The organism is Ursidibacter arcticus, from assembly GCF_009761375.1.
Taxonomy (GTDB): Bacteria; Pseudomonadota; Gammaproteobacteria; order Enterobacterales; family Pasteurellaceae; genus Ursidibacter; species Ursidibacter arcticus.
In genome coordinates this window covers 1-11,103 of the sequence record NZ_LEKM01000180.1, presented here as the reverse complement: position 1 = coordinate 11,103, position 11,103 = coordinate 1, and the positions used below count along the sequence as shown (strand labels likewise).

The 11,103-nt window shown below is 38.2% G+C and carries 11 protein-coding genes; 6 read left to right on the top strand and 5 right to left on the bottom strand.

Going from position 1 to position 11,103, the window contains the following annotated elements:
* Positions 1-40 precede the first annotated feature (40 nt).
* The 4 genes from tatC to A1D25_RS08090 all read right to left on the bottom strand — a co-directional run bounded on the left by tatC (position 41) and on the right by A1D25_RS08090 (position 2,009).
* On the bottom strand, positions 41-790 hold the full coding sequence (gene tatC / locus A1D25_RS08105) for a twin-arginine translocase subunit TatC (protein ID WP_157395182.1): 750 nt from the start codon (positions 788-790) through the stop codon (positions 41-43).
* Positions 780-1,346 (bottom strand): Sec-independent protein translocase protein TatB, encoded by a 567-nt coding sequence (gene tatB, locus A1D25_RS08100; protein WP_157395181.1) that lies wholly within the window; start codon positions 1,344-1,346, stop codon positions 780-782. The genes tatC and tatB overlap by 11 nt, the downstream gene beginning before the upstream one ends.
* A 3-nt stretch (positions 1,347-1,349) precedes the next feature.
* Positions 1,350-1,574, bottom strand: a complete 225-nt coding sequence (gene tatA, locus A1D25_RS08095) for a Sec-independent protein translocase subunit TatA (RefSeq protein WP_157395180.1) — start codon at positions 1,572-1,574, stop codon at positions 1,350-1,352.
* Positions 1,575-1,778: 204 nt separating this feature from the next.
* Complete coding sequence (locus A1D25_RS08090) at positions 1,779-2,009, bottom strand: PTS sugar transporter subunit IIB (RefSeq protein ID WP_157395179.1); 231 nt, start codon at positions 2,007-2,009, stop codon at positions 1,779-1,781.
* A 157-nt stretch (positions 2,010-2,166) separates the two neighbouring features.
* On the opposite strand from A1D25_RS08090, the gene A1D25_RS08085 reads away from it, so the two are divergent.
* The 5 genes from A1D25_RS08085 to fucA all read left to right on the top strand — a co-directional run bounded on the left by A1D25_RS08085 (position 2,167) and on the right by fucA (position 7,667).
* A complete protein-coding gene (locus tag A1D25_RS08085; protein WP_157395178.1) occupies positions 2,167-2,913 on the top strand; it encodes a DeoR/GlpR family DNA-binding transcription regulator in 747 nt (248 codons plus the stop codon).
* A gap of 201 nt (positions 2,914-3,114) precedes the next feature.
* Entirely contained in the window at positions 3,115-4,881 is a 1,767-nt protein-coding gene (fucI, locus tag A1D25_RS08080; protein ID WP_157395177.1) for an L-fucose isomerase, read from the top strand.
* 63 nt (positions 4,882-4,944) lie between these two features.
* The gene (fucK, locus tag A1D25_RS08075) at positions 4,945-6,390 is read left to right on the top strand and encodes an L-fuculokinase (RefSeq protein WP_157395176.1); all 1,446 of its coding nucleotides are present in this window, start codon (positions 4,945-4,947) and stop codon (positions 6,388-6,390) included.
* Positions 6,391-6,448: 58 nt separating this feature from the next.
* On the top strand, positions 6,449-6,883 hold the full coding sequence (gene fucU / locus A1D25_RS08070) for an L-fucose mutarotase (protein ID WP_157395175.1): 435 nt from the start codon (positions 6,449-6,451) through the stop codon (positions 6,881-6,883).
* A 115-nt stretch (positions 6,884-6,998) separates the two neighbouring features.
* Positions 6,999-7,667, top strand: a complete 669-nt coding sequence (gene fucA / locus A1D25_RS08065; protein WP_157395174.1) for an L-fuculose-phosphate aldolase — start codon at positions 6,999-7,001, stop codon at positions 7,665-7,667.
* A gap of 219 nt (positions 7,668-7,886) precedes the next feature.
* Here the strand turns inward: fucA and A1D25_RS08060 are convergent, their stop codons facing one another.
* Positions 7,887-9,092, bottom strand: coding sequence for a ribosomal protein uL16 3-hydroxylase (locus tag A1D25_RS08060; RefSeq protein WP_157395173.1), 1,206 nt, complete (start codon positions 9,090-9,092; stop codon positions 7,887-7,889).
* A 161-nt stretch (positions 9,093-9,253) separates the two neighbouring features.
* Between A1D25_RS08060 and A1D25_RS08055 the strand changes: the two genes are divergently transcribed.
* Positions 9,254-10,813, top strand: coding sequence for an AbgT family transporter (locus A1D25_RS08055; protein ID WP_157395172.1), 1,560 nt, complete (start codon positions 9,254-9,256; stop codon positions 10,811-10,813).
* Positions 10,814-11,103: the final 290 nt, after the last annotated feature.

The following is an 11,103-nucleotide window of genomic DNA, read 5'->3' as shown; positions in this document are numbered from 1 at the left end:
TTTGTCATCAGTCTGACTCGCTTATAAGCGGGTCTAATCGTTATCCGATTTTATTTTCAGTTTCTGTATCTTCTTTTGGCACATAAAACCGAGAAACTAATACGCCAACTTCAAACAATAAACACATAGGGATTGCGAGTAACGTTTGAGAGAAAATATCAGGTGGCGTAAGTAACATACCAATAATAAAGGCAGCCACAATAATATAAGGGCGTTTTGCTTTAAGATCTTCTGGAGTTGTTACGCCAGACCAACATAACAAAATAATCGCAACGGGTACTTCAAAACAGATACCAAAAGCGAGAAAAATTGTTAAAACAAAATCTAAGTAACTGCTAATATCTGTTGCAATCGTAACACCTTCTGGGGCGGTACTTGTTAAAAATCCGAATACCAGTGGAAAAACAACATAGTAAGCGAATGCCACACCAATATAAAATAGTAGTGTGCTAGAGATAAGAAGTGGGTAAACTAAACGTTTTTCCTGCTTATATAATGCGGGGGCAACAAATGCCCAAATCTGATACAAAATATAAGGAACAGAGAGAAAAACAGCCACAATCGCAGTAAGTTTTATAGGGGTAAAAAATGGTGTTGCCACATTTGTCGCAATCATTGTTGCCCCTGCTGGAAGCCGTTCAGTTAATGGGCTGGCAAGTAATGTATAAATGTCATTTGCCCAATAAACCAACAGCACAAAAACAATTAAAACGCAAATAACCGCTTTTAATAAGCGGTTACGCAATTCAATTAGATGTGTAATTAAGGGTTGAGATTCATCAACTGACATTTTGTTTGTCCTGTTTTGGCTCATCTACACTTGCCAAATCATCATCAGGTGGATAATACAGCGTAAGTTTTTCTTCATCGGCTTCCGCCAATTCTGCAATTTCACCTGAGAGATGTGGCTCATTGATTTCATTTTCTGTAAGCGGTTCGTTTTGCTGATTATTTTGCAAATCTTGTTGAGCAAGAGTTTGGCTTTCTTGTTCAATTTTTTGTTGAATATCTGCAACTTGTTCGTCCGTTAAAGCCTGAATTTGCCCTTTTGCAGAAGCTAAATCACTTTGCATTTTTTCTGCAGATTGCTTGAGATCTTCAACGGTTTTACTTAATTCAGGTGATAATTTACTCAAATTAAGTTCTTCTGCTTTTTTGATGCTCTCTTGCAGCTCTTGTAATTTTAACTCTTGAGCAAGTTCATTCTGAACATTAGCAGCTAGCCCACGAATTGTACGAACCCACCCCATTACTGTACGAATAGCAATGGGTAAGCGTTTAGGTCCAAGTACTACCAAGCCAACTATAAAAACAAGGACTAATTCAGAAAAACCAATATCAAACACGGATTATGCCTGCTCTTTATCTTTTGCTTTTTGTTCAGTTGATTCCGCTTGTTTTTGCTCAACTTTCTCAAATTCAGCATCTTTAGGTTTATCATCACTCATTGCTTTTTTAAAGCCTTTTACAGATTCGCCTAAATCAGAACCTAAATTGCGTAATTTTTTTGTGCCAAAAAGTAAAACAATAATTGCAACAACGATCAGAAGTTGCCAAATGCTAATACCACCCATAGTGTACCTCTTATTAAGTGAATAAAATTAAAACGTTACTGATTATACGTTTTTTCGCAAATTAAGACACGCAAAAAGCGTAAAAAGTTGCTTTATAGTGACACAGTTTTAGCAGAGTAAAAAGAAGTATTTCTCCAAAATGTGTTTTGGATCACAATAAATGACTTCAAAACACATTTCGAATGATGACGACAGTCAGCTTATTTAAGCGAGTGCTTTATTCAATTCATCACGATATTGTTGAGCCTTCGTGCCTAGAATAAGTTGCAATCCATTTGAAACATCAACGACATCTAAAATACCAAGATCGGCTAATGTAGCTCTATTAACTAAAGATTTATCTTTTAATGCAATACGCAAACGTGTTAAACAAGCATCAACCACGCTAATATTTTGTTTTGAGCCTAAGGCTTCAATGAGTTTATGAATATTCATAAAATCCCCTAATAAATTGAAAAGTAAGTAACAAACAACGAATGAAACTGTGATCTAGCTCCCAGTTCATACAAATTGTGTCTAAAGTATATTCTTTTTTTGATAATTTATCTTAAAATTTACGTTTTCAATACATATTACCAAGGAGTTTAGGTCAATGAAAATTCGGCATTCTGAGATTTTAGCCTATCTTGAAAAATTTGAAGAAGTCAGTGTCCAAGAATTAGCCACTCACTTTGGTGTTTCGGTGGAAACAGTTCGCCGAGATTTAAATCAGCTTGCACAACAGAATCGCTTACATCGCACACATGGTGGTGCTGTAAGTAACAAAAACCGAGATATTGGACGCTCATTTCAAGTACGTCAGCGGATCAATAGCGATGCAAAAAAATCAATTGCAGAAAAAGCCTTAGAACATTTTTTTGAAGGTGCGGTAATTGGTTTAGATGCTAGCTCAAGTAGCTGGAACTTCGCTCAACTCTTACCAGATGTTCCTTGTACCGTAGTTACAAGCTCAATGCATAATATTCGAGCTTTAGCGAATAAACCCTGTATTGAAGTTATTGCAACAGGCGGTACTTATTCTGCGAAATATGATGCGTTCTATGGTTCACTTTCAGGACATATTCTTTCCCGTTTAAATATTGATATTGCTATTTTTTCTTGCACAGGTGTTGCAGATGGCGTGGTGTGGGAATCTAATGAAATGAATGCGGTATTAAAACGCAAAATGCTTTCAGTCAGTAAAAAAGTGTTTTTATTTGTAGATAGTAGTAAATTTGAGCGGAAAGATTTAATTAAACTTTGTGATTTATCTGATGTGGATATTTTATTTACTAATAAATATCCACCTAATTCTATTGAACAATATTGTCAGGAACATAATATTTTAGTTACAACCTAATATCTAATTTAGTTTTAGTTGCCCGATTTGGCAAAATAGCGGTCAAATCGGGCGTATTTTTTGCAAAAAAATCTTGTTATCTCACCGCTTATTTAGCCTTTTTTGTGATACAGCTCACAAAAATATAATCCTATCATTAAAAATCTAATACGAAGTTGCACAATAGCTATGTCTTAATTCAACGCAATAGAGGACTCTATTATGACTCAACTTAAATCTACACCAGTAAAAATTGGTATTCGTCCAACCATCGATGGTCGTCGTTTGGGTGTGCGTGAATCGTTAGAAGATCAAACAATGAATATGGCGAAAGCTGTTGCCAATTTATTAAGTGGCGAAGTCCGTCATACAAATGGTGATTTTGTGGAATGTGTAATTGCCGATAGCTGTATCGGTGGGGTTGCAGAGGCTGCTGCTTGTGCAGAAAAATTTAAACGTGAGAATGTTGGTGTCGTGATTACCGTAACACCTTGTTGGTGTTATGGCTCGGAAACGATTGATATGGATCCACATATGCCAAAAGCGATTTGGGGATTTAACGGTACTGAACGCCCTGGAGCTGTTTATTTAGCTGCAGCTCTTGCAGGGCATACTCAAATGGGATTACCTGCGTTCTCGATTTATGGTACTGAAGTTCAAGAAGCTGGGGATCAATCTATTCCTGACGATGTTCGTGAGAAATTACTTCGCTTTGCTCGAGCAGGGCTTGCTGTTGCGACATTGCGTGGTAAGTCTTATTTGGCTATTGGTGCAGTATCAATGGGAATTGCGGGTTCTATCGTTAATCAGGAATTTTTCCAAGATTATTTGGGTATGCGTAATGAGTATGTGGATATGTCGGAATTAACTCGCCGTATGGAGCGTAGTATTTACGATAAAGAAGAAGTCAGTCTCGCACTCAGTTGGGTAAAACAGTATTGTAAAGAAGGCATTGATGTTAATGCTACCGAAAATCAGATGAATGCCGAAGAGAAAGAAAAACTTTGGGAAACGGTGGTGAAAATGATGATCATCACACGAGATCTAATGGTCGGTAATCCAAAATTAGCAGAGTTAAACTTTGGGGAAGAAGCACTTGGTCATAATGCAATTGCTGCTGGTTTCCAAGGACAACGTCATTGGACAGATCATAGTCCTAATGGTGATTTTATGGAAGCAATGCTCAATTCTACTTACGATTGGAATGGCATTCGCCCACCTTATATTCTTGCAACGGAAAATGACTCATTAAATGCTGTGAATATGTTATTTGGCCATTTGCTCACAGGACAAGCACAAATCTTTGCAGATGTACGAACCTACTGGAGTCCTGATTCTGTGGAGCGTGTAACAGGTTTCCGTCCAGACAGCGGTTTTATTCATTTAATTAACTCGGGTTCTGCCGCTCTTGATGGTACAGGGCAACATACAGATAAAAATGGTAACCCTGTGATTAAACCTTCTTGGGAAGTAACAGAAGAAGATGGTAAACGTTGCCTAGAAAATACACGTTGGTGTCCTGCGGTTTATGAATATTTCCGTGGTGGTGGCTTGTCTTCACAATATCTCACCCGTGGCGGAATGCCATTCACAATGCACCGAATCAACCTAGTTAAAGGTGTTGGACCTGTACTGCAAATTGCAGAAGGATGGTCAATCGATCTACCAGAGAATGTTCACGATATCTTAAATAAACGTACTAACGAAACTTGGCCAACAACTTGGTTTGTACCACGTTTAACAGGGACAGGAGCATTTACTGATGTTTATTCTGTGATGGCAAATTGGGGAGCAAACCACTGTGTCGCAACGTACGGACACGTTGGTGCGGATTTAATTACCCTCGCATCAATGTTACGGATTCCAGTTTGTATGCACAATGTGGCAGATAAAGATGTTTTCCGCCCAAGTGCTTGGAATGCATTTGGTCAGGATAAAGAAGGTCAAGATTATCGTGCTTGTGCTAACTTTGGGCCTTTATATAGATAACACTTCTATTCTCTCTCCCATAAATGGGAGAGAGTGATATATCTTTTTGAAGGAGATAATTCTATGGCAATTGCATTGATCTTCGATTGTGGTGCGACTAATCTACGAACAGTAGCTATTGATTCACAAGGAAAATTACTTGCACTACACCATATTGCAAATAATACCCAAGTTGGCTCAGAGTCTGCGGAGTATCATATTTGGGACATAGAAGAGATTTGGGCTAAATTGATGATCTGTGCAGAAAACACCTTAGCCCAGCTCTCAGATACTCAAAAGCAAGATATTGTTGGTATTTCCGTTACAACCTTTGGCGTTGATGGATCTATTTTTGATAAAAACGGTGAAATGCTTTATCCAATTATTTCTTGGAAATGCCCAAGAACCCTACCTGTAATGAATAGTCTTTCAGAGTATATTGATGAAAAAGCACTTTTTCAGCGTAATGGTGTGGGGCATTACAGTTTTAATACGCTATTTAAACTATTGTGGTTAAAACAGCATAAACCTGAATTATTTTCTCAAACGGATAAATTTTTATTTATCTCGTCTATCTTAACTTACCGTTTAACTGGAGTAATGAGTACCGACCGCACAATGGCGGGTACATCAATGATGACTAACATCGAAAATGATGCTTGGGATAGTCAAGTTCTCTCACTACTAGGATTAAGTGAACAACATTTTCCACCAATGAAAGCGGCTGGTGAAGTGGTTGGTACGCTAAAACCTGAAATTATGAGCAAACTTGGGTTATCTCAACAAATTCCCGTTATTTCTTGCGGACACGATACTCAATTTGCCATTTTCGGTTCTGGAGCAGGGTTTAATCAGCCCGTATTAAGTTCAGGCACTTGGGAAATCTTAATGGCAAGAACCCAGCAAGCAAAACCTGAATGGGCATTTGCACAACAAGGATTAACCATTGAGTTTGATAGCCAAGCAAATAGCTATAACCCTGGTGTGCAATGGGTAGCATCGGGCGTAATGGAATGGTTGGGTAAACGGTTTTTCAGTGATGTATTTGGTTCAGAACGTTACTACTCGACAATGATCGAATCGGCAGAAGTTGTTCCTGCTGGATCAAATGGTGTTAAGTTAAGCGGCAACTTTGACGGTACAACCGCACAAACTGGCTCTATGAGTGGATTATCAATGCACACTGAACGCGGAGAAATTTATCGTGCAGGCTTAGAGTATATGGCATATCGCTTAAAAGCAGGATTAGCACTATTACAAGATGTTGGCAATTTTGATGCTGAAAGCCTGATTTGTGTCGGTGGTGGTTCCAAAAACCGCCTTTGGAATCAAATTAGAGCAGACGTATTAAATCGCCCGATTGATGTCGTAGATTTTCCAGAAACAACTGTATTAGGTGCATCAATGTTTACCTTTACAGGTGCAGGTATTTTTAACAGCATTGACGAAGCACAACAGCAAATGAAACCACAAGTAAAACGTGTTGAGCCTTCTAGTAATAGCCTTATTTATCAACAAATAAGCGGTTAAATCAGAGCAATTTTTTGCAAAAAAATGTAGAAAATAGACCGCTTATAAGGAGTTATCAATGTTAAAAGGTATTCACCCAGCAATTTCCCCTGTCTTATTAAAGACCCTTGCAGAAATGGGGCACGGTGATGAATTAGTTTTTGCCGATGCACATTTTCCTGCACATCAGTTACACCATAACGTGATTAGAGCAGACGGACTTACGATTGCAACATTACTTGAAGCAATCACCCCACTTTTCGAATTCGACCAATATGTCGAATGTCCTTTAGCAATGATGTCTGCTGTATCAGGTGATTCATTAGATCCCAGTGTTGAACAACGCTATCTCAATGCGATTGGTAAAGTAAATGGATCTGCCCCGAGTGTAGAGCGAGTGGAGCGATTTGCATTTTATGAACGTGCTAAAAATGCCTATGCGGTTGTGATTACTGGGGAACTAGCCAAGTATGGCAACATTATTGTGAAAAAAGGGGTTACCCCAACCGCCTAACCTTATCTATGGATAATGATAATTTTCAAAGTGTAATAAACACTTTGACGGAGTTTTGTTCGCCCAAATTATCAGATTGTATAAATTTAAAACATATTTTATAGGAGAAATAAAAATGAACCGTAAAGAACTCTCTCGCAAGATTATTGATACTTGCCTTGAAATGACTCGCTTAGGATTAAATCAAGGTACTGCTGGTAATATTAGTGTTCGTTATCAAGATGGAATGTTGATAACCCCTTCAGGTATGCCTTATGAAAAAATGACAGAAGATGATATTGTTTATGTGGATAAAGATGGGCATTTTGAACAAGGTAAAGTGCCGTCAAGCGAGTGGCAATTTCATCAAGCGGTTTATCAAGTCCGCCCAGAACTTAATGCTGTCGTACACAACCACGCAATTAATTGTACGGGCGTATCTATTTTAAATAAATCAATCCCTGCAATTCACTATATGATTGCAGTAACAGGCACAAATAAAGTCCCTTGTGTACCTTATGCTACATTTGGTACTTGGCAGTTAGCAGAATATGTCAAGGAAGGATTCAAAGAAAGTAAAGCGATTTTATTGCAACATCACGGAATGATTGCCGCAGAAGTCAATTTAGAGAAAGCGTTGTGGGTTGCTCACGAGGTGGAAGTATTAGCCACCCTCTACCTTAAACTACTTGCTACTACACCTGATGTTCCAGTGCTTTCCGATGAAGAAATTAAAGTGGTTTTAGGTAAATTTTCAACTTATGGATTACGAGTGGAAGAAAAAACTGCTTGTCCGTGTTGTTAGTTCATTAGTACAAGTATTCAGATCCTATGCAACGTTTGTAAAAGACTGAATGCTTGTTTATTTAATGTTGTTTTAATGTGGTGTAATGAGCAAATTAAAAACTCTTTTTCCATTACACCTGTAATGGAAAAAGAGTGGGGAAAAGGTGCCTTGGATACTTATATTATGAGTCTTTAAACCACTTTTTAGCAACCATTTTGTCTATTACAGCGGTTGTCCCTACTCGTTATCTTCTAATACCACCCAGCCGCTATCTAGCCAGTCGCATAGGCTATCGAGTAATAATTCAAGTTGATCTTGGTTTTCTACTTTTGACGCGAGTTTATTCCACGAAATCGCATCACCGTTGGCAATGCGGATCAGTAAATTTGCTTCGGCATCACTTAATTCGTCAATCCATTCACCATTGACATAAACACGCAATGGGTTTTCGGTATAAAGAATTTTTACATTTGCATCTTGTTGAATAAATCCACCCGCTTCCAAGACTTCTTGCACTTCATCAGGATAAAATTCATTATCTTCGGTTAGTTGTTCATAACGGCGTGAGCTTACTGCCGTAGCTACGCTATGAGTAAATAAGGCATCGAATTGTGTTGAATTTGCTAATAAATCAATGAGTTGTGCTTTTAATGTTGCGACCATTTTTGGATCGAGTAACGCATTTGGTTGGACGTTTGGTGATAAGCGGAATGGAATAGCAAATTGCGAGCTTGGTAAGGTTTCTGCTTGGTGCTCAATCGTTTTACAGAGATTTTCAATTAAATCGGTTGCATTTGGATAGCGTAATCCAAATGAGAAGGTTAAACAGTCATCTTGTGCAACACCGTAGTGAGATAAACGAGATGGTACATATAGCACATCGCCAGGTGCTAAAATCTCATCAAAAATGATCTCGCCCATATCATCAAAGATACGAATTGGTTGGTTAGGTTTAAATTCAGTACTTGGATCACACCATTTACCTAATTGCCAGCGGCGGTGTCCGTAGCCTTGCACTAAAAACACATCGTATTCATCGTAATGTCTGCCAACTGAGCCTCCAGCTGGGGCATAAGAGACCATAATATCATCACGTTGCCATTGTGGAATGTAGTTGAATGCCTGCCATAATGCCCCTAATTCTGGCGACCATTGTTCTAGATTTTGAACAAGAACAGACCACTGTTCTGGTAAATTCTCAAAATCTTCCGCAGAGAGTGGGCTACGTTTAAGCGACCATTTTTCACCCTCTGCTTTTTGGTGGGTTTGAATTAAGCGAGAAGTTACCTCTTCTTCTTGGGCTAGTTCAATAATATCTTGTGGTTCGAATAATCCGACAATTTGTGGTAATCCATTGCGGATAAGAAGCGGTTGTTTTTGCCAATAGTTTTGCAAAAAGTCTTCTGGGGTAATGTTTTCAGGTAAGCAGAATGGGATATTCATTTTAAACTCCTAGGCTTTATTTTTGTTTGCTAGTGTAGCGTATTTTTGCGGTAAGGTTAAATTTTCATAATTTTCTATGTAAAAAAAATGTTAATCGATATTTTATTTTTTAATGGACTGTGTGATAATTCGTCGATTTTTATAACTAAGAGGAATGTCTTATGCAAGACGGTTTGCAAAAAAATAGTGCCATTCAACGCTTTCTGCGTGGAGTAGAGTGGCTTGGTAACTTATTACCACATCCAATTATTTTATTTATGATGATGTGTGTCATATTGATTGTGGTATCCGCCATTTTATCTTCAATGGGAGTAAGTGTGCCAGATCCACGTCCAAATGCTAGCGGCACGATTGCAGTGAAAAACTTATTAAGTGCCGAAGGTGTGGGTTATATGGTCAGTAGCTTGGTGAAAAACTTCACAGGGTTTGCGCCTCTAGGTACGGTATTAGTGGCAATGCTTGGGGTTGGTATCGCTGAAGCATCAGGGCTAATTTCCGCTGGATTGCGTGGTTTAGTGATCGGTGCTCCAAAGAAATTAGTTACCTTTACCGTTGTATTTGCTGGGGTAATTTCGAATACCGCCGCAGAATTAGGCTATGTCGTGTTAATTCCATTAGCAGCTATGATTTTCCACGCTTTAGGTCGTCATCCATTGGCAGGTCTTGCTGCAGCATTTGCAGGGGTTTCAGGTGGTTATAGTGCTAACTTGCTTTTAGGTACAGTAGATCCATTGCTTTCAGGTATTACCCAAGAAGCAGCAAAATTGGTTGATCCAAATTACGTTGTAGGCCCTGAAGCGAACTGGTATTTTATGTTTGTGAGTACTTTCTTAGTTTCATTATTAGGTTATTTTGTTACAGAAAAAATTGTAGAACCACAATTAGGTAAATACGATCCAGCTAGTGCATCTGATGCTGAAATTTTGAAAAATAAAGTGGAAAAATTAACGCCATTAGAGAAAAAAGGCTTAATTTGGGCAGGTGTTGTTGCACTTATTTTCTCGTTGCTGTTAGCGTGGTCTATTGTGCCTGAAGATGGTATTTTGCGTAATCCGAAAACGGGGTTAGTTGCTGGCTCACCATTCTTACACGGTATTGTTGTCTTTATCTTTATTTTCTTTGGTATTCCAGGCTATGTATATGGTCGAGTTACGGGATCAATGAAAAATAATAATGATGTTGTTAAAGCAATGTCATCAAGTATGAGTTCAATGGGGATGTACATTGTACTTGTTTTCTTTGCCGCACAATTCGTTGCATTCTTCGGTTGGACAAATTTAGGTTCTATTGTGGCGGTAGAAGGTGCAAACTTACTGACTAAACTTGGTTTAACAGGACCATCACTCTTTATCGGATTTATTTTAGTATGTGCCTTTATTAACTTGATGATTTCATCAGCATCTGCACAATGGGCATTAACTGCACCTATTTTCGTGCCAATGCTAATGTTAGTCGGCTATGCACCAGAAGTGATTCAAACAGCATATCGTATCGGAGATTCAACGACTAACATTATTACGCCAATGATGAGCTATTTTGGCTTAATTATGGCTGTGGCAGTTCGTTATAAGAAAGATACAGGTGTTGGAACACTAATGGCAATGATGATCCCTTATTCGTTCATTTTTATTGTTGGTTGGACAATGTTATTCTACATTTGGGTCTTTGTCTTTGGTTTACCTGTTGGTCCAGGTTCACATACTTATTACCCAGCACCCTAAATTTAACTAAATAGATAGAGCAAGGCACTGACCTTGCTCTACTTTTATTGGGGTATATAGAACGCTGTAATGGACAAAATAGGTGTAATGGACAAAATGGTTGCTGATTTACCCATTACACGTTCAAGTGGACAAAGTGGTTGCTAATAATATTTTTCTTATGTTGTTAGCAACTCTTTTTATTTAAAAAATCCTTTATAAACATAATCTTACGTTTTTTGCTTAATCCATTGTGATTATTTAATTTTCGTTTTAGTTCACTAAATAATCCTTCAAGCCTATTTGTCGTT